The sequence below is a fragment of the Blastocatellia bacterium genome (assembly GCA_035275065.1).
GTDB lineage: Bacteria > Acidobacteriota > Blastocatellia > UBA7656 > UBA7656 > DATENM01.
In genome coordinates this window covers 79,042-102,884 of sequence record DATENM010000150.1, presented here as the reverse complement: position 1 = coordinate 102,884, position 23,843 = coordinate 79,042, and the positions used below count along the sequence as shown (strand labels likewise).

Sequence of the window (23,843 nt, the reverse complement as noted above, 5' to 3'; positions counted from 1 at the left end):
GGCGCAAGAGAAAGCTCGAACCGATGGTGATTGTCAAAACCATCGGAGCCCCCGTACAGTAGTGCCGGCTTATCACCAGCCGAGACTGTCACAGTCATCAGGCTGGACTCGATCATTGACAACTGCATACATATGGATTTTTTGTAGTTCAAGAGCCAAGACTTATTGTTCGTAGCCGGTCATAGTAATCAAGCCGATGGTCCGTCCAGTTACAAACAATAGATCAGGATGGCTGGCTTTTGAACGGAAGACGCGATGGATAGCGGATTGAGACTCGCCTTTAATCTCCCTTAATAACATCCCACCGATTCTGTGAATCCTAGACTCGTCTAGTAGCTGGTTAACCGGATTAATTCTCTGGATGCGGCTGGCTGGGCCGCTGCCGGGCGATTGGGCCCGTTGTGGTATACTGCCCCCGATAAGCACAGATGACGGAGCGCCGGGCGATGACCATCACTTTTCCAGAACAGTTCAATATGGCGACCTACTATCTTGACGACCGCATCAAGGAAGGTCGAGGCGATAAGGTCGCCGTTTACTGCGAGGATCAGCGGTACACCTACGCCGACGTGCAGCGCATGGCGAACCAGGTAGGTAATCTGTTGCTCAGTCTCGGTGTTGAGATGGAAGACCGCGTGCTCATTGTCCTGCCCGATTCCATCGAATTCGTCGCCACATGGTTCGCCATTGCTAAGATCGGCGCGATCATCACTATGGTCAATACCATCCTGCCGGCCTCGGACTACGAATATTACCTCGATTACACACGCGCCAAGGTCGCCGTCGTCCACGTTTCTGTCATGGAGCGCTTTGCGCCCGCCGCTTCGCATTCGCGCCATCTGCGTCACACCATTGTTGTCGGCACGCAACAGTCGGGCAGCCTCGAAGGCATCACCGGGCGCTCGTCTATCATCTCTTACGAGCGGGCGACGGCGGCGGCGGCGGCTGAGCTTGCGACCGCGCCGACCTCGCGCGACGACCTGGCCATCTGGCTGTTTACTTCAGGCTCGACGGGACAGGCGAAAGCCGCCGTCCACATGCAACACGACCTGCCGTACAACACCGAGTGCTACGCCAAGCAGGTGCTGAAGATCACCGACCGGGACATCACGTTGTCTGTGCCGAAGCTCTTCTTCGGCTATGCGACCGGCACCAACCTGCTCTTCCCGTTTGCCGTTGGCGGCGCGACGGCGCTGTTTGCCGAGCGCTCGACCGCCGAGACCATGTTCGAGATGATCGAGAAATTCCGCCCGACCGTCCTGACCAGCGTGCCGACGATGATTAATGCCATGCTGCAAGTCGAAGGGGCGCGCGACCGCTATGACCTGTCGAGCCTGCGCTGCTGTCTGTCGGCGGGCGAAGCCTTACCGCCTGAGCTTTACCACCGCTGGATGGACGCCTTCGGAGTCGAGATTCTCGACGGCATCGGCTCGGCGGAGATGTTTCATATCTACATCACCAACTACCCCGGCGAAGTCGTGCCGGGCAGCCTCGGCCGCCTGGTGCCGGGGTACGAAGCGCGCATCGTTGACGCCGACGGGCGCGATGTCGCGGCGGGCGAGATGGGGACGCTTAGGATCAAAGGCGATTCGGCGGCGCTCTGTTACTGGCAGGCGCACGAGAAATCGAAAGCGACCTTCGCCGGCGACTGGTGCACGACCGGCGATCAGTTCGCCGTCGATGAGCGCGGCTATTTTTGGTACCGCGGGCGCACGGACGAGATGCTGAAAGTCGGCGGCATCTTCGTGTCGCCGACCGAGATTGAAAACTGCCTGCTTGAACACGAAGCGATACGCGAATGCGCCGTCATCGGCGCAGCCGACGAGCAAGGGCTGATCAAGCCGAAAGCCTTCGTCGTGCTTGCCGAAGGGTGCGCTGCTGGCCTTGAGATGGAGCGCGAGCTGAAGGATTATGTGAAGGCGCGGCTGGCAGTCTATAAGTACCCGCGCTGGATTGAATTCCGCGATGACCTGCCGAAAAACGAGCGCGGCAAGATGGATCGCCGCGCCTTGAAGCAATGAGCCGATGATGTTCGACCGGTTGAGTGACCTGTGATGCGAATCGGTGAGCCAAAAGACCCGGAACGCCTTGCCGAGCAGTTCACCGCGCTGTCGGATGACGAGCTTGTTGACATGATCAACATTCACCCGCAGCAGTACCGCGGCGACGCGCTGGCCATCGCCCGCGCCGAGCTGGTCAAACGCGGTTATCACCTGTCGCGAAAGGGCAAGGTCATTAAGCCGGCGAAAGAGCCGGAGAAGCCCGAAGCGGCGGCGCAACCGCCGGGCACGCTGCTCTGCTCGCGCTGCAAGAGCGAGCTGGAATACGCCGGCACGCGCCGCCTGAACGACGACAAGGAGATGAGCGTGTTGGGCGAGCTGGGCGAGATGTACAAGAATGGCGCGCATGAATTCCTGGACGTTTACATCTGCCGCAAGTGCGGCCATGTTGACCTGTTCGTTGACGGCATCGGCGAAGACTCTCGCCCTTATTGAGGGCGGCGGCGATATGCAAAGCGCGTTTCACCACCTGACCTGGAAAGAAGCTCAAGCAGCGCTCGGCGCGGGCGCGGTGATGATCTTGCCTGTCGGCTCGACCGAAGCGCACGGGCCGCACCTGCCGCTGGCGACCGACGTGATTATCTCGGAAGAGATGTCGCGCCGCGCCGCCGCTCGACTGCAAGCGCGGGGCATCTCGGCCTTCGTCTTGCCGCCCATCGCTTACAGCGTCACTGATTTCAGCGCCGATTTCGCCGGCACGATTTCGATTCGACACGAGACCGCGACGGCGCTCATTCGCGACATCTGTGTGTCGCTCTACAAACAGGGCGCGCGGCTCGTGGCCGTCGCCAACTCGCACCTTGAGCCCGACCACGTCGCTTCGATCCATGAAGCTATCGCCCAGGTGAAGCGCGAGACCGGGCGCGACGTCGCCTTTCCCGACAAGCGCCGCCGCCGCTGGGCCGCCCATCTCACCGAAGAGTTTCGGCGCGGCGACTGTCACGCCGGCTCGTACGAAACGTCGCTGGTGCTGGCGGCGCGGGCCGAGCTGGTGCGCGAAGCGGTGCGCCGCCAGCTTGAGCGCGTGCCGATTTCAATCGCCGAAAAGATTCGCGACGGCGCGCGGACGTTCAACGAAGCGGGCGGCGGCGAAGCTTACTTCGGCAGCCCCGCCGAGGCCACACCTGAAGAAGGCGAAGCGTCTTACGCCGCGCTCGCAGGGATGCTGGTTACCGCCGTGACCGAAGCCCTGGAGGAGGCCAACCCGTGAGCTACGAATGCGGGCGCGGCGAGTTCACGATCAGCACCACTGCATCGCGGCTCGACCTCAAGATGATTCACGACTTCCTGACGACTTCGTACTGGGCGGCAGGTGTGCCCGCGGAAGTGGTCAAAAGATCGCTCGAACATTCGCTGCCTTTCGGCGTCTATCACCGGGATCGGCAGGTCGGCTTTGCGCGCGTCGTCACCGATTACGCGACCTTTGCTTATCTCGCCGATGTGTTTATCATCGAAGCGTATCGGGGCCAGGGCCTGGCGAAGTGGCTCGTCGAAGTGATCGTCGCGCACCCGGACTTGCAAGGCTTGCGGCGCTGGATGCTGGCGACACGCGACGCGCACACGCTCTACGGCAAAGTCGGGTTCACCAGCGTCAAAGCCCCTGAACGCTGGATGGAACGCCACAACCCGAACGTTTATGCGAAGCCCCCGCTATCTTGATTCCCGACGAGCGATGACGGATGACCAAGAATCGCAAGCGACCCTCACCCGTTGCAGCAGACGTGAATGGCTCCGCGGCCAATCACACGACGATTAACCTGAACCCCGCACACTTGATCGCGCGGCTCGGCGAAGCCGCCGCGGCGCGGCGCATCACGGCGCTCAAGCAGAAAGCGGCGGCGATCCGCCAGGCCATCGAGGACAACAACCGGCACGACGAGTTGTTCAACGCCAACGGCGACGGCGTGCGCTTGCGGCGCGACGTTCTGAGCGCAGAGCTTGAGCAGGTGGTGGCGGCGCGCACCCTGGAGCGGGCGCGCTATTACTTGAAGCGGCTGGCGCGCGGCGTCGAAGATCGGCAGACGACGGCCATCAACGACATCAACCTACGGCGCTGGAAAGAGTATGACGAGGTGCTCACTGACAGCCTCTGGGTCGAGCCCCGGCGCGACACGGCGGGGGCGCACACGAGCGCCTACTGGGGCAATTTCATCCCGCAGATTCCGCGTCAATTGATGCTGCGCTACACGAAGCAGAACGACTGGGTGCTGGACTGTTTTCTCGGCAGCGGCACGACGCTGATCGAGTGCCGTCGCCTGGGGCGCAACGGCATCGGCATTGAGCTGAATACAGATGTCGCTCGCCAGACCAGGCGGCGCATCCGCGATGAAAGTAATCCGCACCACGTCCGCACCGAAGTCCTCAGCGGTGACGCGCGGCGTGTAAAACTGCGCCGCGCGTTCGACCGTATCGGCGTCGAGCGCGTGCAGATGGTCATCCTGCACCCGCCGTATCACGACATCATCGCCTTCTCGGATCGGGCTGACGATTTATCGGCGGCGCAAACGACCGAGGCGTTCTTGCGGATGTTCGGCGAGGTGATTGACAACGCCACGCCGCTGCTCGAAGACGGGCGCTATCTGGCGGTGATCATCGGCGACAAGTACGAGCGCGGCGAGTGGCAGCCGCTTGGCTTTCGCTGCATGGAAGAAGTGCTGAAGCGCGCCTACCGTTTGAAGAGCATCGTCGTCAAAAACTTTGACGCCACGCGGGCCAAGCGCGACCAGAGGCAGCTATGGCGCTATCGGGCGCTGGCCGGCGGCTTCTATGTTTTCAAGCACGAATACGTGTTGCTCTTTCAGAAGAAGTGAGGGGCTGAATCGATTGCTCAACCGCCGGCGCGACCGGCGCGTTCAGCAAACGTATCCCGCGCCAGCAGCGCCGCGCCGATGATGCCGGCGTCCTGGCCCAGTTCTGCCGCGACGATCCGCAAGCCCGTCGTGCATGGCTGCACGACGCTGCGCTGCACCTCTTCGCGGATTGGCGCAAGGATCAACTCGCCCGCCGCCATCACGCCGCCGCCCAGAACAACGACTTCGACATTCAGCAAGTTGATGACGCTGGCGATGGCGGCGCCGAGGATGCGGCCCGTTTCGCGCAGGACGCCGAGCGCCAGCGCGTCTTGCTCCATCGCCGCGCGCACGACGCGCTCGCCCGTGAGCATTCCTTCCATATCGCGCGCCAGGCTCGACAGCGAATAAGTCGGGTCGCTGAATAACTGCTCGCGCACGCGGCGCACGATGTTCGGCCCGGACGCCAGCGTTTCAAGACAGCCCGTGCTGCCGCAGCCGCACTCGATGCCGTCGAGCACGACTTTGAAATGGCCGAACTCGCCGGCAAAGCCGCGGCTGCCGCGCTGGATCTGGCCGTCGAGAATCAGCCCTGCGCCGATGCCCGTGCCCATGGTAATGAAAAACACATCCCGGCAGCCGCGCGCCGCGCCCCGCCGCCACTCGCCGTAAGCCGCCATGTTGGCGTCGTTATCGATGATGATCGGCAGCCCCGTCGCCGCTTCCAGCTCGTGGTGGATGTCGAATGACGAAACATCAACGAGGTTGGGGTTGGCTTCGACGCGCTGCGTGCTGCGATTGATGAGCCCGGCCCAGCCGATGCCGGCGGCGGCGGCCTGGTTCGCCGCCCCTTCGGCGGCGCGCAGTTGATTGATGACCTCGATCAACTGATCGATGAAGACGCGCGGGTTGCTGACTTCCGAAACGATGCGCGCCTGCTCGATGATCGCGCCGTCGGCGCCGATGATCGCGCCGCGAATCGTGCGCCCGACGTCGAGGCCGAGGTAGTAACGGTTTGAATCTCCTGTGCTCATCGCTTTGATCGTTCCTGCCAACGCCTTAGATTTTCATGGCTTGGCGCTTCGCGCCGGCGATTTTAGATTTTGGATTTTGGATTGGCAGAATGCGACACGTTCACCCCAAGTCCACTTTCCCCTAATCCAAAATCCAAAATCTAAAATCCAAAATTTCAGGTGGTGGCTGCCGCGTGGGCGCCGGCCTTTTTCAAGCGGCTCAAGGCCCAGCGGGCTTTGGCGCGCACCCCTTCGTCCTCGTCGTTCAAGCGCTTCTGCAAGGCATCGTAAGCCGCCGCGTCGCAAATCTGCCCGAGCGCTTCGGCGGTGGCGAATCGCACATTGCCATTCGTCTCTTCAAGCAAGGGGATCAGGTCGCCGACGGCGCGGGTCTCGCCCAACCGGCCCAGCGCCAGCGCCGCTTCGCAGGCGACGAACTTGTCGTCGCTGTGCAACAGCGCGACCAGCACCGGCGAGATCGTGCGGTCGCCAATCAGGCCCAGCACCTTGGCCGCGAAGCGCGCCGTCAGGTGATCGTTCTCGTCAATGGCGTCGTTGAGCAGGCGGATCACCGGCCCGGCGGCCTGCTCGCCGAGGGCAACAATCGCCTGCACGGCTTCGGCTTTCACCTGCAAGCTCTGGTCGCGCAGCGCCTCGATCAGCGCCGCGAGCGCCCGCGGGTCATGCGAAAACTTCAAGGTACGGACGGCGTCAACGCGGATGGCTTCGTTATCGTCCTTCAGCAACTGTGTCGGGTCAACCGGCGTCTGCCCGCCCGACACCCCGGCGATGATGCGGTGCGAGATGCGATCCTGAATCGCCAGCGCGTCGGTCGAATCCGCATCGATCTTCTCGCTCCAGAGGATGCCGCCGTTCGCCGCGTCCACCAGTTGCGCCGTCACCCGCAGCCGCTCGCCGGCTTTCAGAAAGTTGCCCATCAGCACGGCGTCGGCGCCCAGCTCGGCGCGCACCTGCGCCGGGTCAACCGCCGTGTTCTGATACTTGGCCACACGGCTCGATGGGATCACCGTGACCGTCTTCACTTTTGCCAGCTCCGTAATCAGGCTGTCGGCCAGCGACATGCCATAGAAATCGGCCTGCGCATCACCGCTCAGATTGCGGAAGGGCAGCACCGCCAGTTGCCGGCGCGGCCCGCTCATCAGTGAAAAGTCCTGGCTGACGGCCTCGCGCGGCGACGGCAGCGAAACATGGCTCGGGTGCGAGTCGACCGGCAGGTTGCGTCCGAACAGGCGATTGACGAAGGCGCTGATCGAGCCGCGCCCGCCCTGCTTCTTCGGCGTCACAAAGGGCGTGACGATGCCGTCGGGAACGCTCGACGCGCCCAGGCGCACGGCGATGCTCAACCGCTGCAAGTCTTCGAGCATCTGCTGCATGGTCTGGTAACGCTCGCCCGGCTTTTTTGCCAGCGCCAGATCGATGATGCTTGATAGATCAGGCGGCAGCTTATCGTTAACCACTTTGGCCGGCTTGAACGGGTCATGAATCACCGCGTGCATCAGGTCAACATTGGTCTGTCCCTTGAACGGCAGGCGACCGGTCGCCATCTCGTATAGCACGACGCCGAACGAGTAGATGTCGCTGCGGTGGTCGGCACGCTCGCCGCGCGCCTGTTCCGGCGACATGTAATTCGGCGTGCCGAGCGGTGAGCCGACGCGCGTCAACTCTTCCGTCTCGCTCTGCGCGGCGCGCTCTTTGTCCGAGAGCAGCTTGGCCAAGCCGAAATCGAGTACCTTGGCCTGGCCGCGCGGCGTGACGATGATGTTCGATGATTTGATGTCGCGGTGGACGATGCCTTTGGCGTGTGCGGCGGCGAGCGCGTCAGCGACTTGCAGGGCGATTGAGAAGAGACTGTCGAGGTTGAGCGGGCGGCCATTGATGACGCGCTTGAGCGTCTTGCCCTGCACGTACTGCATGGCGATGAAGTACTGATTATCGACTTCGGCGATCTCGAAGATCGTGCAGATGTTCGGGTGATCGAGCGCCGACGCCAGCCGCGCTTCGCGTAGAAAGCGGCGGCGCGATTCGTCTTCGGCAATCAGGTCGGGGGCCAGCAGTTTCAAGACGACGGTGCGGTCGAGCGTCGTGTCATAGGCTTTATGCACTCGGCCCATGCCGCCCGCGCCGAGTTCTTCTTCGAGCCGGTAGTGTGAAATCGTCGTTGCCATCGGTGCAGCTCTGATGAGAGAGAGATGATCCGCCTGATCTGCAAGGTTATGCTTTTGCCAGACGTTGTCAAGGTGAAACCGGGATCGGCTCAGCCAGACGGCCTGGACAGCGAAGGATCGCCGCGCTCGCGGCGGTAAAGCGAAATGCCGGCGTGGAGCGCGCCGCGCAGCTCGGTTATTCCCCCTTTGAGCGCGTGACGGCTCCAGTAAACCAGCGTCGCCAGATGCAGCGCGGCGTTCGTCATGCGCAACGATTGCAGCAACGGCGAAGTGGCGTCGGCGGTGATCTCGTGGGTGTGCAGCAGCAGGTTGGCAAAGACCGCCAGCGTCAACAGAGCGAAGACGACTTTCTGATGGCGCAGCGTCAGGCCGGTCAGCAGCAGCAGCGGCAGCGCCTGGACCAGATGATTCTCATGCATGCGGACGGCGAAGACGAAGAAGATCAGGCCGATGTAAGCGAAGGGCTCGGCGGTCAATCGCGCGAGTGGCGTGCGCAGCGTTTTCGCGACAACCACCACGTAGAAGCCGGCGAAGATCAGCAAGCCTGCGGCAAAGTAGCTCAGACCATAAAAGAGCGGCGCGTGGTCAGACAGCCACCTGGGGTTCAGCCCTTGCAATGTCGTCACCAGCCACCACAGGTTATGCGCGTTGAGCGAAACAAAGGGGTGCGCGTGAGTGGCGATGCGGATCATACTGACGATGGCATGAGGGCTCGTCAGCAGAAAGGGCAGCAACACGATCACCGTCGCCGCCGTTGCCGCAAGCATTGATTGCAGCCGCTGTCGCATCGTCGCATTTAGCAGGGCGATGAGCAGGATCACCGGCACGATGACCGCTGGCTGCGGCTTGGCCAGCAAGGTCAGGGCGAGCGCCGGCAGACAGAGCGCGGGCCGGCGCTCCAGCAGAAAGACGACGGCCAGCGCCAGAAAGAAACAGTGAATGGCGTCGGGCTGTGCCCACATCGCCCCATCGAGCAGCACCGCCGGGTTGAAGGCGTACAGCCCGGCGCACAGCCAGGCTTGCCGGTCGCCGTGCCGCCGCCGCACGAACCAGAAAAGCAGAGCGGCAAGCAGCAGATCGAACACGAAGATCGGAATCTCGATCAGGTAGTTGAGCGCGAGCGAGTCAACCGGGACGTCGCGCCATCGGCGTATCTCGGCGAAGCCCGGATCGAAGGTCTGATAGACATAGCCGGCGACGGCGTAGAAATAGACGGGGATCGGCGGGTAAGGGACAGGAGCTTCGCGGTTGGCGCGGTCGCCTTCCGTGGGATCATAGAAACTCGGCAGCCCGAAGCGCACGATCTTTTGCGCCGAGCCGATATAGTCGCGCCGGTCGGGGCGATTCAGGCGCACAGGCACCAGCGCCAGGCGGACGCCGAGCGCGATGAGCAACAACAGGGCGAGCTTCCAGCCCAGCGCCTGCCGCGACGCAGACGCAGACACGGCCTCGCGGCTTTGCGCGAGGTTTTCGCTCGAATGTGATTCAACCATGATGATTCAGAATGACCCTGATGCCAATGCGGCGCATTCTATCACAGCGCTTAACAAGCGGCCTAGATCGGTTGTCGCTTGCCTAGGGTCTATTCATTCTCCGGACTTAAACCGCCAAGACGCCAAGACCGCCAAGAGAACGCCGAACTTTTCTTGGCGGTCTTGGCGTCTTGGCGGTTCATCCCCAATGGTTATTCGAGAATGAATAGGCCCTGGTCGATTGCCTGCGGCATGTTGACAGCCGCCGCCGCCGCGCCGCCTAATACATCTGATGTCTGGTGCGCTCTACGTCATCGCCACGCCGATAGGCAATCTCGAAGACATCACCCTGCGCGCCTTGCGGCTGCTCGGCGAAGTCGATCTGATCGCCTGCGAAGACACGCGCCACACGCGCAAGCTGCTGGCGCATTTTCAGATCGCGACGCCCACCATCAGCTATCACGAGCACAACGAGCGTCAGCGCGCCGCCGAGCTGGTGGCGCGCCTCGCCGCCGGCCAGCGCATCGCGCTGGTTTCCGACGCCGGCACGCCGCTGGTTTCAGACCCCGGCTACCGTATCGTGCAAGAAGCTCTCGCCGCCGGCGTTCAAGTGGTGCCAGTGCCAGGCGCGTCGGCACTCGTTGCGGCGCTGGCGGCCTCAGGGCTTCAGACCGACGAGTTTTACTTCGCAGGCTTTCTCCCAGCCAAATCATCGCCACGCCGAGCGCGGCTCGCCGCACTGGCCGAGATCAAGGCGACGCTCGTTTTTTACGAAGCGCCGCACCGCATCAACGCAACGCTCGCCGACGCGCGCGCCGTGCTCGGCAATCGTCATTGTGTGGTGGCGCGCGAGCTAACCAAGCTGCACGAAGAGTTTTTGCGCGGCCCGCTCGATGAAATGATCGACGTGATGCAATCACGAGAGGTGCGCGGCGAACTCGTGCTGCTCGTCGGCCCTCTAATCGAAGGCGCGGCGGCGACCGTCAATCAAGAGGCCGCCGGCTCGATTGTCGAAGAAGTCGCGGCGCTGATGCGCGACGAAGGCTTGGAGCAAAAGGCGGCGCTCAAGCGCGTGGCGCGCGCCCGCGGCCTGGGCAAGAGCGAAGCTTATCGCCGGCTGCTGGCCGAGCGCGCCGCGCAAGAAGTCATACCCGGAGATGTAAAATAGAATTTATGGATGTTCGCAGGTTTGTTTTCACCTTCATCGCAATCATCGTGCTGTCGCCCTCGGCGCTCGCGCAATCGGGCGGCGCGGCCAGCAATCAAACCAACCGCGCTGCTGGGCGCGGCGAGTACGGCGTTAATCTAACCTTCGCGGTTTTCCAGTACGACCCGCAGCGCTCGCCGGCGCTTGAAGAGATCACCCGGCTCAACAGCAGCTATTCGAGCGCCGACGAAGAACTGGGCTACCTCAAGGACAAGCACAAGCTCGATGAGCTGGCCGTGCGCCACGCGCGCACCGTAGGGCTGCGCACCGCCGAGACCTTCAACGACGCCGTGCTGCTCGGCCCAGAGTACATGACGCTGACGATTACGCCGAGCGAAGTGATTCGCGGCTCAATGAAGCTCGACGTCCGTGTGCGCTACGCCAACCGCCCATTGCTCGACGTCAAGAACATCGAGCTAGACAGCTACGAGACGGTGCTGCTGCGCGGCGGCAAGGGTATGTTCGGCGTGAAGTATTATATCGGCGCCGGTGGCGCGCAGCAGAGCGCACCCATTGAGCGCGCTCTGCTGGTGTCGGTGACGCCACAGATCGTCCCGCTGACGAATTTGCGCAACCGGCCTGAGCAGTTGTCGCACCCGGTAGATGAATTTGGCCGCCCGGTCGAGATGAAAGAGGGCGACCGCTTCACGCCGCCGGTGGCGGTCGAGCGCGTCGCGCCAAAATTCGAGAGCGGGCAAGCGGTTCACGGCTCGGTGCTGCTCGCCTGCGTCATCACCCCCGAAGGCAAGGTCACCAATGTGCGAGTCATCCGCTCGATTGACTCGTTGATTGATGACCGCGCCATGCAAGCCTTCCGGCAATACAAGTTTTCGCCGGCGCTGCTGAACGGCCAGCCGGTCTATGCCACCTTCCGCGAAGAGATCAGCTTCGCGTCGCCGCCGCAGCTTGAGCCCGAACCGGCCCAGAAGCAGGAGCAGAAGAAGAAGACCACCCTGCCGTTCCCGCGCCGCCGCTTTCCCTTCCCGCTGGCGCGGCCCTGAGACGATAGCGGCACAGCCGGTGGCCCGTGAGCGCCGGCTGTGCTACGCTTGATGGCGCTTCATCCCGATCTTCCTGCCAGCCTTTCGCGCTGGCTGAGTGGTGATCGCGGCCTCGCGTTGAATGGTTCTACCCCTGAGGTTGACGCGCTGGCGCCTCGGTTACCAAGAAGGAGTCATGATGAAAACCTTTCACAGGCGGGCCTCTCTGTTCCTGATCTTCATGCTTGGCGCGCTCGCGCTTGTCCCGGCGACCCCGACTGCGGCGCAGCGCCTCGCCGGGCGTCTTGATGGCACGTTCGGCGCGGGCGGCGTCGTGACGCTCGACGTGCAGGGCTTGGACGACGAAGCCGCCGGGGTGCTCGTTCAGCCGGATGGCAAAATCGTCGTCGCCGGACGCAGCGGCTCGAACATCTCAGAGTTCGTCGTCGCCCGCTGCCTCGCTGACGGGTCGAGAGACGAAAGCTTCGGCGATCTCGGCAGAGCGCGGATCGCCATCAGCGGCCTGTTCAGTTATGGGAAGGCTCTGGCGCGCACGCCCGACGGTAAGCTGATCGTCGGCGGTGACGTGCTGTTGAGCAATGGCAGCCAGCAGGTGGCGCTGGTGCGGCTGAACGAGGACGGTCAACTCGACACCAGCTTCGGCACAAACGGCATGACCGTCGCTGATGTCGCCGCCAGCGACAACGTCAAAGATAAAAAGCCAAGGGAGGATTGCTGATGCTGGTTCATTCGGTTTACTTCTGGTTGAAAGAAGGACTATCCGCCGAAGAGCTTGAAGATTTCCTTAGCCAGTTGCGAGCGATTGCCGCTATCGACAGCGTGCGCCAGGCGCACATCGGCGTGCCCGCGGACACCGACCGTCCGATCATAGAGCGCAGTTACAGCTATGGCATGGTCCTGCTATTTGACGACCAGCAGGGGCACGACGTTTATCAGGTACACGAAACGCACGACCGCTTCCGGCAAGAATGCTCGCGCTACTGGACACGCGTGCTGATCTTTGATGTGACAGGTGACGGGAAGGAAGTGATGAGTTGAAAGTGATGAGACCGCGACAAGGGAGATAGGGTAGATCGTATGGCAGAAAAAATCATTGCTCCTTACGGCTCGTGGAAATCGCCGATCACCGCCGACTTGATCGTCGCCGGCACCATCAACCTGAGCGAAGTGGCGCTCGACGGCAGCGACATCTACTGGATCGAAGGCCGGGCCGCAGAGCGCGGGCGCAACTGCATCGTGCGGCGCGCGCCCGACGGCACCACCGAGGACATCACACCGCCGGCGTTCAACGCCCGCACCACGGTTCACGAATACGGCGGCGGCGCTTACGCGGTGCTGAACGGCATCGTCTACTTTTCAAACTTCAGTGACCAGCGCCTCTACCGGCAAGCCCGCGGTGCCGAGCCGCAGCCCATCACCACGACAGAGAAGATGCGCTATGCCGACGGCGTGATCGATGCCAGGCACAACCGCATGATCTGTGTGCGCGAAGACCACCGCCAGTCAGATCACGATTGCCTCAATACCCTCGTCAGCATCAACCTTGACGGCGACGACGCCGGCACGGTCTTGGTCGAAGGCAATGATTTTTACTCGTCGCCGCGCCTCAGCCCGGATGGCCGATGGCTGGTGTGGCTGGCGTGGAATCACCCGAACTTGCCGTGGGACGGCACAGAGCTATGGCTTGCTGAAATCAACAATGACGGCTCGCTTGGCGAGCGGCGGCGGGTTGCCGGCGGCGTGCGCGAGTCGGTCTTTCAACCCGAATGGTCGCCCGACGGTCGCTTGCATTTCGTCTCTGACCCCACAGGCTGGTGGAACCTTTATCGTTATGACGATGGGCGCGCGGAAACGCTCTGCGAGATGCCCGCCGAGTTCGGCATGCCGCAATGGGGTTTCCGCATGGCGACCTACGGCTTTGCTTCTGCCGAGCAGATCGTCTGCGCTTTCAACGAGCAGGGCAACTGGCGGCTCGGCTTGCTCGACACCAACACGCGGCGGCTTGAGCCGATGGCGGCGCCGTACACAGAGATCAACAGCCTGCGCGTCAGCGGCGACCGCGTCGTCTTCTGCGGCGGCTCGCCTGCCGCGACCATGGCGGTTGTCGAGCTTGATCTGACGACGCGAGCGAGTACCGAGCTGCGCCGCTCCGGCACGATTGAGGTGGATGCGGATTATCTATCGCTCCCTGAAACCGTCGAATTCCCAACCGCGGGCGGGCTGACGGCCTTCGCCTTCTTCTACGCGCCGCGTAATCGAGATTACGAAGCGCCCGCGGGCGAGAAGCCGCCGCTGATTGTCATCAGTCATGGCGGGCCGACCAGCGCGGCGACGACGACGCTCAAGCTCAGCATTCAATACTGGACGAGCCGCGGATTTGGGGTGCTGGACGTGAACTATGGCGGCAGCACCGGCTACGGTCGCGCTTACCGCGAGCGGTTGAATGGCAACTGGGGAATCACGGACGTCGAAGACTGCATCAACGGCGCGCGCTTTCTGGTCGAGCAAGGCAAGGCCGACCGCGAGCGCCTGATCATTCGCGGCGGCAGCGCCGGCGGCTACACGACGCTGGCGGCGCTGACGTTCCATGATTTCTTCAAAGCCGGCGCCAGCTATTACGGCATCAGTGACCTTGAGTTGCTCGAACAGGATTGCCACAAGTTCGAGTCGCGCTACAACCACAGCATGATCGGCCCCTACCCGGAGAGTCTGGAGCTTTACAAAGCGCGCTCGCCGATTCACCACACCGACCGCCTCTCCTGCCCGATCATCCTTTTTCAAGGGCTCGAAGACAAAGTGGTGCCGCCGAATCAATCCGAGATGTTGTATGAAGCGGCGAAAGCCAAAGGCTTGCCGGTGGCCTATGTCGCCTTCGCCGGCGAGGCGCACGGCTTTCGGCAAGCGGCCAACATCAAGCGCACCCTTGAGGGCGAGCTTTACTTTTATTCGCGGGTCTTCGGCTTTGATGCGGACGTCGAGATTGACCGCGACTTTATTGACCGCCTTGAAAACTTCCCCGTTGCATAACGCCCATCCGCAGCCGGCGAGCCAGGGCGAAGGGCAGGATCAGCAGCAAGGGAATCAGCAAGACGAAGACCGCATGCTCCCAGAAGTCAGCGCCCTGGCGGTATGCGCCATTCGCTAGCGGCATGCCTAAGGCGGTTGCGTAATAGACCGCCAGCGGGAATAGAGACTGCCGCCACAGGCCGCGACTCTTTTCCGCATTCATCTTTTCGCCAATCACAAACACCAGCAATAGAAAACCGAAGTAGACGACGATGCCTTCGGCGCGGTGCAGCGCTTCGGGGCTCAGGCCGGCGACTGGCTGTCGCCGCGCCAGCCGCAAGGCGATACTGATGCGCGCGGCGTTGGCGATCAATGTCGTCACATAGGCAATCAGCGCCGCCGCAGGGATAAACGCCCAGCCGCTGCCCTGCGCCCGGTCTCGCCAAAGCCTGCGCACCGCGAGCATCAAGAAGGCCGCGATCAAGAAATTAATCCCGGCGCAGGCAGGCGCGATCAGGAAGCGGCGATCCTCGCTGAGATAGCCCGCATGCGGCTCGAACTCGAACGACGTGCCGCTGACGGTCTCGACCAGCAGCGTCGTCGGAGCCAGCACCCACCGCAACTGATCGGCGCTCGCCTGCGCGTAATAGAGCTTGAGCGCCAGGACGCAGAGCAGCACGATGGCCCACTGCGCGACCTGGCTCCATGTCAATTTCAGTTTCATACAAGCCGCCGCCTGACGATCATCAACAGGGCGATCAGCATGGTCGCCGCCATCAGCCAGATCAACTCCGGCTCATCGCCGCTCTGTGTGCCGCTGACTGCTAGATCGCTCACGCCTTGCGGCAGCGGCAGCGGTTGATCTACGTCTTCAGCCGACCCTTGCGTATTCCTGACGACTTCGCGAACCGCGATGAACGAGGTGTAAGGCGTCAACAGGTTGTACCGCAAGCCGAGGGCGGTGACGGCGCTGATCCGCTCTGCGTCTAGCTCGCCGGAGCCGTAATCAGACAGCTCAGCGATTCGCGACCGCGCCCACAGGTAACGCAAGGCGCGGTTGGCGTCATCCGGCTGCGTTGCCGCGATCTCTACGCGAGTCGAGTATTCTCCCTGCCCTGTCTTGCCGCGTAACTCAAACGTTCCGCCGACTGGCCCGCGCCACTTGCCGAAGAGGATGACCGGGCGCTGCGCGAACAGGTCAGGGACGTGTGACGGCTGCACATCATAGATATCAAAGCCGCTGGCGCTGAATTGAATGTCGGTTAAGACGGGGCTCTGAATATAGTCGCGGAACTTGTTCGCTTGCGCCCCGGCTTCTTCCGCCTGAGTGACGACGAAGGCTTCGCCGAGGCCGGCTTTGGCGACGCCTTCGATGAGATAGCGGTTCACCGACGAGCCGATGCCGAAGGCGAAGACGTTGCACTGAGCGAGGTGATCGCGCACGTAATCGAAGACGCCCTTCTCGCCCGAAACATAACCATCGGTCACCAGCACGACGCTGCGCGAAACGTCCGCCTGCCGTGGGACCGTCATGGCTTGTTGAATGGCCGCGAGTAGCTCGGTGCCGCCGCCGCCGCGTTGCTGTTCGATCAAGCCAATCGCTTTCGAGATGTTCTCAGGGTCTGCCGGCAGCGAGCGCTCGGAAAGCACGGCGGCGTCGCCGGCGAACAACACGACATTGAAGAGGTCCGTGGGCCGCAACTGCCCGATCAGCTCGCGCAGCAGGACCTTGGCCGTATCGAGCGGGAAGCCGTTCATCGAGCCCGATACGTCAACCACGAAAATGTACTCGCGCACAGGAATGTCGGCGCTGGCGACGCGCGCCGGCGGCTGCGCCATGTAAAGGAAGAAGTTCTCGTCCTTGCCTTGATAGAGGATAAGGCCCGAGGCGATCTGCTCGCCGGCCAGCCGGTAGCGCAGGATGAAGTCACGATTCCCCTGCGCCGGGTCAGAGTCGTCCAACGTCAGCCGGGCAATGCTCGGGCTCTGCCATTGCGGAACAACGGTGTGCGACGCACAGCTCAAGTCGCGTATGGGAACGCCGGCTGAAATTCTCGCCGACAGGTGAAACCCGCTCGTCGGCGTGACGCCTTGCCTGAGGTATGGGGATTTCACAAAGCGGTCTTCAGGTGACGCGCTCGATTCAGGCTGCGCCGAGTAGCGCGGCCCGACGACCGTCGGGAAGACCACTTCATAGACGCCGTCGGTCGGCACCAGCAGCTCGGTATAGCGCAGCTCGATCTCGACCTGATCGCCGGGCATGATGTTGGCGAGGCTCATCGAAAAGACATTGGGCCGATCTTCTTCGAGCAGCGAGGCGCTTTTGCCTTGCTGTTTGGCCACCTCGAATTCCTGTTTGGCTTTGTCGCGCTCTTTGATCTTGGCGACGATCACTTGATCGCCGATCTGCATGCGCATGGCGTAGACGGCGGCGCGCGTCGAGGCAGGGAAAACGTAGCGCGCATTGATGGGCCGCGCGCCTTCGTTGCGATAGGTTTGCCGTACCGTGACGTCGGCGATGATGCCGGAAACGTCTATCTCGACGTGCGTGTCTTTGAGCGGCAGGCGATCAACGCCAGGGTCTCCCTGCACGAAGAAGTACGGCGACAGTGTTTGATCTTTCGGGTTCTGCGCGGAACCGGGAACCGTAAAGACGGCGAGCGCAATCAGCAGCAAACAGAAATTCCTGACCTTGGGTTGCATAAACACACCTCCGCTCACACAGGCAAACCGCGTTGCCCGCCGGTTTGTCGAGGGCCGGCCCTCTTTGGCTTATAGGCTGAGCCTACGGACAATCTCAGACCGAGGGCGTTGCCTCGATCTTTGACGCAGCCGCACTGTAGGAAACCGCCATCGCAATGGCTGCGCCGAATCACTTCAACGTGACGGTGGTTGGCTTCTCACCGAGCGCGTTAGATGTAGACGCGGCGAAGAGGTTGCCCGCCTTGCTGCGGTGAGCGATCAGAGGGTTTGAAAGAGGATGAGCGGCGACGCTAGCTCAAGCTGCCGCGCCCGACAGGTTAATCGAACGTGATGCCTGCATAGATGTCGGCAATCAGCATCTGATTGTTGATCGAGGTGAGGTCAAGCGATGCCTTCAGGTCGCTGAAGTCCTGGCGCAGCCAGCGGCGGCCCTGACGATGGTATCGAGTGATGTGCGGTGCGTCCTGGGCAACGATCAGATATTCCTTGAGACTCGCAAGCTTTTGGTAGGCGTCCCGTTTCGCCGTTTTATCAAACTGCTCGGTGCCGGGCGAGAGGACTTCGATGACGAGAATGGGATTGGTCAGCGCGTCAATGCCGCTGATGTTGACAAAGACCGGCTTGCCGTAGACGACGCTGGCATCAGGGTAACGGTAAGGCGGTAACGACGGCGTTTGAATCGGCACAGCGCCACTGAATGCTCGGCAATTCTGGCCTTGCACTAAGCTTGTCAATTTGAGGAAAAGATTGTCGCTGATTGTGTAATGGCGCGCGGTGCCGCCACTCATGCAGAGGATGTCGCCATCCCAGTATTCGTAGCGCGCGTCGCTGGCATGTTCGAGGGCAAAGTATTCCTCCAGCGTGTAGTGGTGGCGCGGAAAATCTTTCGGGTATGCGGCCATCATCAGGATTATCGTATGACCAGTCGCGAGCTTGTCAAACAAACTTCAAAACCATGCTTGACACGCGGTGACGAGCAAACTTACCGGCGAGTGGAGCCCAACCGATTTCGACGTGGTGGCATTCGCCGGCAAGTTCGCCCGTATCAGTCACGGCTCAGAGCTTCTTGAGGATGGCTTTCCAGCGCGTCCAGGCTTCGTCGTGCGCTTTCTTGTTCGCCTCCTTGTTGGCATCGGTTGCGGTCGGGTCTTCGCCCGAGCGCATGAAGCCGTGGCCTGCGCCTTCATAGGTCACCGGCTCGTACTTCTTGCCTGCCGCTTTCATCAGGTCCGTGCTCTTGGCCACCGTCGCCGTCACTCGCGCATCGTTGCCGCCATAGAAGCCATAGACCGGCGCTTTGATCCGGGCGATGGCTTCGGCATTGTCCGGGCCTGTGCCGTAGAAGACGAACGCCGCGACAAGGCTGGGCCGGTTGGTGGCAAAGCGGAAGGTCTGGCTGCCGCCCCAGCAGAAGCCCCCTACCGCGACCTTGCCATTGGCCGCCGGCAGCTTGGCGACGAAATCGGCCACCGCCTGCAAGTCCGCCGTCACCTGATCCGCAGGCAGCTTCTGGACCGCCTGGGTGACAGCGCCGCGGTCGGCAAATTCGCTCGACCCGCCGCCCTGCGGCCCCATGCCCGACAGCAAGTCGGGGGCAATAGCGATGTAACCGGCTTCGGCCAGTTGATCGGCGACGCCGCGCACCCAGTCCGATAGGCCAAAGATTTCATGAATGACGACCACCGCCGTCGCTTTCTTCTTCACTTCGGGAAAGACGATGAACGCGTTGACGGTGCGGCTGCCCTGCTTGACCTGCACCCATTCCTGATGGCGCGGCGACTTGTCGAGCTTCTGCTTGGCCCAGTCCTGCGCCATCATCGAAACCGTCATGTGCTCGGCGTGGGCGGCGTGCGAGTCCTGCGCGTAGGCCGCGCCCGCCGCCAGCAACACCCCCACGACAACAACGAAAGCCTTTCTCATTCTGATCTGCCCCCTTCAAAAGAATCCGGCATCTTTGAGCATCAAAGTCATCGCTGCCACGCAACACTCGATGGCCGGGGCCTGGCGCCGCCGAAAGCCATCGAGGCCACTGATTGCCTGGCATCGCGCATCCATTCTATCATCGGGGTTGATTTCACGCCCGTCGCGGCTTACTGTCTTCAACAGCGGCCTGCGCAGATTCATCTGGAGGAGAAGTCATGGCGGAATACGACCGCATCGAAACCAAGATCATTCACGCCGGCGAAGTCTCGCCGCGCATCCACGGCGCGGTGGCCATGCCGATCTTTCAATCGGCAATGTTCGAGTACGCCGGCGAGACCAGTTATCACGACATCAAATACATTCGCCTGAACAACACCCCGAACCACCAGGTGCTGCACGAGAAACTGGCGGCGCTCGAAAACGCCGAAGCCGCACTGGTCACGGCAAGCGGCATGGCGGCGATTTCGACAACGTTGCTTACAGTGCTTGGGGCAGGCGATCATCTGCTGGCGCAGGATTGTCTCTACGGCGGCACGCACGACCTGCTGACCAAAGACTTCGCGCGCTTCGGCCTCAGCTATGACTTCATCGGTGACGACCCGGATTCGTGGGAAGCCCGGCTGCGGCCCAACACCCGCGCCATCTACGTCGAAGCCATGACGAACCCGACCTTGCAGGTCGCCGATCTGAAGGCGGTCGTGCGTTTTGCCAAAGCCCACGGCCTGGTGACGATCATTGATAACACCTTCGCCAGCCCGATCAACTTTCGCCCGGCAGAGGTTGGCTTTGATCTCTCGCTGCACAGCGGCACCAAATACCTGAATGGCCATTCGGACATCGTCGCCGGCGCGGTCGTCGGCAGCCGCGACTTAATCGAAAAGATCACGCACAAGCTCAACCACCTGGGCGGCTCGATGGACCCGCACGCCGCCTTCCTGCTGCATCGCGGCATGAAGACGCTGGCCTTACGAGTGCGCTATCAAAACGACAGCGCCTTGCGGCTGGCGCAGTTTTTGGAGAAGCACCCGCGGGTCACGCACGTCAACTACGCGGGGCTTGAGAGCCACCCGCAACACGGTCGGGCGCGCGAGCTGTTCGCCGGTTTCGGCGGGGTGCTGAGCTTTGAAGTCGAGGGCGGCATCGAGGCCGCCGACCGCGTCACCAGGCGCGTCCATCTGCCCATCGTCGCGCCCAGTCTCGGCGGCGTCGAGACGTTGATCACGCGGCCCGCAACCACTTCGCATTCGGGAATGGCGCCGGCGGACCGGGCGCGGCTCGGCATCTCCGACAGCCTGATCCGCGTTTCGGTCGGCATCGAAGCGCCCGAAGACTTGATCGCCGATTTCGAGCAGGCGCTGGGAGATTGATCACCCTATGAGCGACACCGCGAATATGCAGGGCAAAGTTTGCATCGTCACCGGCGCCAACAGCGGCATAGGCCGTATCACGGCGCTTGAGCTGGCGCGGCAGGGCGCGCAAGTCGTGATGGTCTGCCGCGACCGCGCGCGTGGCGAAGCCGCGATGGCGGGGATTAAACAGGCGACCGGCAATGACCGCATCGAGCTGATGCTTTGCGACCTGTCATCGCAAGCTGACATTCATCGCTTTGCCCATGAGTTCAGAGCGACGCACCCGCGCTTGGACGTGCTGGTCAACAACGCCGGCGTCTATCTGCGTAAGCGCGCGACGACCGTTGACGGATTGGAAACGACGTTTGCCACAAATCACCTCGGCTACTTTCTGCTGACCAACCTGCTGCTCGACTTGCTGAAGCGGAGCGCGCCGTCGCGCGTCGTCAACGTCGCGTCGGGCGCGCACGCCAGCGGTCACATCAACTTTGACAACCTGCAAGGCGAGCAGCAGTACAGCGGCGTCCGGGCTTATTGTCACTCGAAGCTGGCAAACATCCTGTTCACGCGCGAGCTGGCGCGGCGGCTCAAGGGCACGGGCGTGACGGTCAACTCTCTGCACCCGGGCGCGGTCGCCACCGGCATCTTTCGCGCCCTGCCGAAACCCCTCGAAGCGATCATCAAGCTCGTTACGATGAGTCCCGAAAAAGGCGCGCAGACTTCCGTTTATCTGGCCAGCTCGCCGGCGGTCGAAGCCACCACCGGCAAGTATTTCGTCCGCTGCGCCGAAGTCCTGCCGTCAGCCGAAGCGCGGGACGACGACGTGGCGCAACGATTGTGGGCCGAAAGCGCACGGCTCACCGGTTTGAAAGCTGACGCGGTCAATCATTGATCCGCAGCACGACAAGGAGCGATTCTCATGAAACGACAACTGATCTTACTGGCACTCTTACTGGTTCTGCCGCTGGGCGCGGCGCAGGCGCAAAAGCGCGCCTTCAGCATCGAAGACCTCTACCGCGTCAAAGCGATCCCGGACGTGCATCTGTCGCCGGATGGCCGGACGATTCTCTACACGGTTTCGACCTCGGATTTGGCGCGCGCCAAACGGCTGACGCAAATCTGGCTGATGGATGCCGATGGGCGCAATGCCCGGCAGATCACGCAGGGCGACAAGAGCTCCAGCTCGCCCGTCTATTCGCCCGATGGTCGCTGGATCGCCTTCATCAGCGACCGCGACGGCAGCCCGAATCTTTATGTAATGGCGGCTACAGGCGGCGAAGCGCGTCGCGTCACCAACATCTCGACCGGGGTGGCCGACCCGCTGTGGTCGCCTGACGGCAAATGGCTCGCCTTCTCAACCGATGTCTATCCCGAATGCAATGGCGACGACGCCTGCAACAAGCGCATCGCCGAAGCCTGGTCGAACGGCCCGCTAAAGGCGCACATGGCCGATTCGCTGCTTTATCGCCACTGGACGGATTGGAAAGACGGGATGCGCACCCACGTCTTTCTGGCGGACGTCGCATCGGGCGGCGTGCGCGACCTGACGCCGGGCGATTACGATTCGCCGACCTTTCAGCTCGGCGGCCCCTTGCAGTACGACTTCTCGCCGGACGGCGCGGAATTCGTTTACGTTTCAAACCACGATAAGACTCCTGCATCTTCGACCAACAACGATCTCTGGCTGATCTCGCTAAAAGACCGGTCGGCACCGCCGCGCAACATCACGGCGTCGAACCCGGCTTTCGATGGCAGCCCCAAGTATTCGCCCGATGGCCGCTACATCGCTTATCGCATGCAGCGACAGCCGGCTTATGAATCCGACCTCTTCCGCCTGGCGCTTTATGATCGCAAGAGCGGTCAGTCAACCGTGCTGACCGAAGATTACCGCGACTGGATCGAAGATTATCAGTGGGCGGAGGATTCGCGGACGATCTATTTCTCCGGCCCGCTCAAAGGTAATCAGCCGATTCAGCGGCTCGACATCAACTCGCGCGCCATCAAGCCGGTGCTCACGGACGCGACGATTCTCGCCTCAGACATTAATGGCGGCCGCCTGGTCTACGCGCGCAGCGCCGTCGGCTCGCCGGTCGAAATCTATGGCGCGAACATCAGCAACGGCGCGGCGACGACGCCCGTGCGACTCACCAACATCAACGAGGCGCTCGCCAGCGAAGTCGACATTCGCCCGGCAGAGCAGATGTGGGTCGAAGGCGCCGACGGCCAAAAGGTTCACGTCTTCGTCGTCAAGCCGCACAACTTCGACCCGTCGAAAAAGTATCCGCTGATCATCAACGTGCATGGCGGGCCGCAGTCGCAATGGTCGGACGCCTTTCGCGGTGACTGGCAGGTCTATCCCGGCGCGGGCTATGTCGTCGCCTTCCCGAACCCGCACGGCTCGACCGGCTATGGCCAGGATTACACGGCTGAGATTTCCGGCGACTGGGGCGGCAAGGTTTATGAAGATGTGATGAAAGTCACGGACGCGCTACAGAAGCTGCCGTACGTTGATGCCAACCGCATGGGCGCAATGGGCTGGTCGTATGGCGGCTACTTCATGAACTGGGTCGAAGGCCACACGGATCGTTACAAAGCGATTGCGACGATGATGGGTCTCTTCGACCTGAAAGCGATGTTCGGCGCGACCGAAGAGCTCTGGTTCCCGGAGTGGGATTTGAAGGGCCAGCCGTGGAATTCGGATTTGTATGAGAAGTGGTCGCCGTCGAATTATGTGCAGAACTTCAAGACGCCGTGCCTGGTGATCAGCGGCGAGCGCGATTACCGCGTGCCGTACACGCAGTCGCTTGAGATGTTCACGGCGCTGCAAAAGATGGGAGTGCCGTCGCGCCTGATCATCTACGCCAACGCCGGCCACTGGCCGAGCTGGTACGAGATGGCGCTCTACTACACGGCGCACCTCGAATGGTTCCAGAAGTACCTCGGCGGCGGCGGCCCGCCGTGGACGACCGAGCAGTTCTTGCGCAATCAGGTGTTCGAGGCGAAGACCGGCAGGCGGCTGGTGAGCGAGCCCGAAGCCCTCGGCGACCGTCCCGGCATGATGGACAAAAAGCACGACGACGAGAAAGCGCCGCGCAATCCGCAGGGCAAGCCCGACCGCAAGCCATAAGCGCGAC

20 protein-coding genes are annotated in these 23,843 nt (G+C 62.2%); 13 read left to right on the top strand and 7 right to left on the bottom strand.

The annotated features are described in order from the left end of the window. Positions 1-446: 446 nt before the first annotated feature. Genes VJ464_27875 through VJ464_27855 form a run of 5 tightly spaced genes read left to right on the top strand, consistent with a single transcriptional unit; the run spans position 447 to position 4,870 of the window. On the top strand, positions 447-2,021 hold the full coding sequence (locus tag VJ464_27875) for a benzoate-CoA ligase family protein (protein ID HKQ08973.1): 1,575 nt from the start codon (positions 447-449) through the stop codon (positions 2,019-2,021). 30 nt (positions 2,022-2,051) lie between these two features. Beyond that, positions 2,052-2,495, top strand: coding sequence for a hypothetical protein (locus VJ464_27870; protein HKQ08972.1), 444 nt, complete (start codon positions 2,052-2,054; stop codon positions 2,493-2,495). Between the two features lie 13 nt (positions 2,496-2,508). Further along, the gene (locus VJ464_27865; protein HKQ08971.1) at positions 2,509-3,270 is read left to right on the top strand and encodes a creatininase family protein; all 762 of its coding nucleotides are present in this window, start codon (positions 2,509-2,511) and stop codon (positions 3,268-3,270) included. Then, positions 3,267-3,719, top strand: coding sequence for a GNAT family N-acetyltransferase (locus tag VJ464_27860; GenBank protein ID HKQ08970.1), 453 nt, complete (start codon positions 3,267-3,269; stop codon positions 3,717-3,719). The genes VJ464_27865 and VJ464_27860 overlap by 4 nt, the downstream gene beginning before the upstream one ends. 20 nt (positions 3,720-3,739) lie before the next feature. Beyond that, the gene (locus VJ464_27855; protein ID HKQ08969.1) at positions 3,740-4,870 is read left to right on the top strand and encodes a DNA methyltransferase; all 1,131 of its coding nucleotides are present in this window, start codon (positions 3,740-3,742) and stop codon (positions 4,868-4,870) included. Between the two features lie 17 nt (positions 4,871-4,887). Here the strand turns inward: VJ464_27855 and VJ464_27850 are convergent, their stop codons facing one another. The 3 genes from VJ464_27850 to VJ464_27840 all read right to left on the bottom strand — a co-directional run bounded on the left by VJ464_27850 (position 4,888) and on the right by VJ464_27840 (position 9,541). Beyond that, a complete protein-coding gene (locus VJ464_27850) occupies positions 4,888-5,883 on the bottom strand; it encodes an ROK family protein (GenBank protein HKQ08968.1) in 996 nt (331 codons plus the stop codon). Positions 5,884-6,038: 155 nt separating this feature from the next. Further along, entirely contained in the window at positions 6,039-8,048 is a 2,010-nt protein-coding gene (locus VJ464_27845; GenBank protein HKQ08967.1) for a protein kinase, read from the bottom strand. A gap of 89 nt (positions 8,049-8,137) precedes the next feature. Next, positions 8,138-9,541: a hypothetical protein gene (locus VJ464_27840; protein ID HKQ08966.1), complete on the bottom strand. Its 1,404-nt coding sequence runs from the start codon at positions 9,539-9,541 to the stop codon at positions 8,138-8,140. Positions 9,542-9,812: 271 nt separating this feature from the next. Between VJ464_27840 and rsmI the strand changes: the two genes are divergently transcribed. The 5 genes from rsmI to VJ464_27815 all read left to right on the top strand — a co-directional run bounded on the left by rsmI (position 9,813) and on the right by VJ464_27815 (position 14,755). After that, positions 9,813-10,688 (top strand): 16S rRNA (cytidine(1402)-2'-O)-methyltransferase, encoded by an 876-nt coding sequence (gene rsmI / locus VJ464_27835; GenBank protein ID HKQ08965.1) that lies wholly within the window; start codon positions 9,813-9,815, stop codon positions 10,686-10,688. Between the two features lie 5 nt (positions 10,689-10,693). Next, a complete protein-coding gene (locus tag VJ464_27830) occupies positions 10,694-11,728 on the top strand; it encodes an energy transducer TonB (protein HKQ08964.1) in 1,035 nt (344 codons plus the stop codon). Between the two features lie 175 nt (positions 11,729-11,903). Continuing rightward, positions 11,904-12,446 carry a hypothetical protein gene (locus VJ464_27825; protein ID HKQ08963.1) on the top strand — a complete coding sequence of 181 codons (543 nt, stop codon included), beginning with the start codon at positions 11,904-11,906 and terminating at the stop codon, positions 12,444-12,446. After that, a complete protein-coding gene (locus VJ464_27820) occupies positions 12,446-12,766 on the top strand; it encodes a Dabb family protein (protein HKQ08962.1) in 321 nt (106 codons plus the stop codon). The genes VJ464_27825 and VJ464_27820 overlap by 1 nt, the downstream gene beginning before the upstream one ends. Positions 12,767-12,805: 39 nt before the next feature. Continuing rightward, the gene (locus tag VJ464_27815) at positions 12,806-14,755 is read left to right on the top strand and encodes a S9 family peptidase (GenBank protein HKQ08961.1); all 1,950 of its coding nucleotides are present in this window, start codon (positions 12,806-12,808) and stop codon (positions 14,753-14,755) included. On the opposite strand, the gene xrtK is transcribed toward VJ464_27815, so the two are convergent. The 4 genes from xrtK to VJ464_27795 all read right to left on the bottom strand — a co-directional run bounded on the left by xrtK (position 14,721) and on the right by VJ464_27795 (position 19,357). Continuing rightward, entirely contained in the window at positions 14,721-15,458 is a 738-nt protein-coding gene (xrtK, locus tag VJ464_27810; protein HKQ08960.1) for an exosortase K, read from the bottom strand. The two genes, VJ464_27815 and xrtK, sit on opposite strands and share 35 nt — an antisense overlap. Continuing rightward, on the bottom strand, positions 15,455-17,437 hold the full coding sequence (locus VJ464_27805) for a VIT domain-containing protein (protein HKQ08959.1): 1,983 nt from the start codon (positions 17,435-17,437) through the stop codon (positions 15,455-15,457). Before VJ464_27805 ends, xrtK begins: the two co-directional genes overlap by 4 nt. A gap of 317 nt (positions 17,438-17,754) precedes the next feature. After that, complete coding sequence (locus VJ464_27800) at positions 17,755-18,342, bottom strand: Uma2 family endonuclease (GenBank protein HKQ08958.1); 588 nt, start codon at positions 18,340-18,342, stop codon at positions 17,755-17,757. A gap of 151 nt (positions 18,343-18,493) precedes the next feature. Beyond that, positions 18,494-19,357 carry a dienelactone hydrolase family protein gene (locus VJ464_27795; GenBank protein HKQ08957.1) on the bottom strand — a complete coding sequence of 288 codons (864 nt, stop codon included), beginning with the start codon at positions 19,355-19,357 and terminating at the stop codon, positions 18,494-18,496. A 218-nt stretch (positions 19,358-19,575) separates the two neighbouring features. On the opposite strand from VJ464_27795, the gene VJ464_27790 reads away from it, so the two are divergent. The 3 genes from VJ464_27790 to VJ464_27780 are packed head-to-tail and all read left to right on the top strand — an operon-like array spanning position 19,576 to position 23,836. Further along, the gene (locus tag VJ464_27790) at positions 19,576-20,727 is read left to right on the top strand and encodes an aminotransferase class I/II-fold pyridoxal phosphate-dependent enzyme (GenBank protein HKQ08956.1); all 1,152 of its coding nucleotides are present in this window, start codon (positions 19,576-19,578) and stop codon (positions 20,725-20,727) included. A 7-nt stretch (positions 20,728-20,734) separates the two neighbouring features. Continuing rightward, positions 20,735-21,601 carry an SDR family oxidoreductase gene (locus VJ464_27785; GenBank protein HKQ08955.1) on the top strand — a complete coding sequence of 289 codons (867 nt, stop codon included), beginning with the start codon at positions 20,735-20,737 and terminating at the stop codon, positions 21,599-21,601. Positions 21,602-21,628: 27 nt separating this feature from the next. Then, on the top strand, positions 21,629-23,836 hold the full coding sequence (locus VJ464_27780) for a S9 family peptidase (protein HKQ08954.1): 2,208 nt from the start codon (positions 21,629-21,631) through the stop codon (positions 23,834-23,836). Positions 23,837-23,843 lie beyond the last annotated feature (7 nt).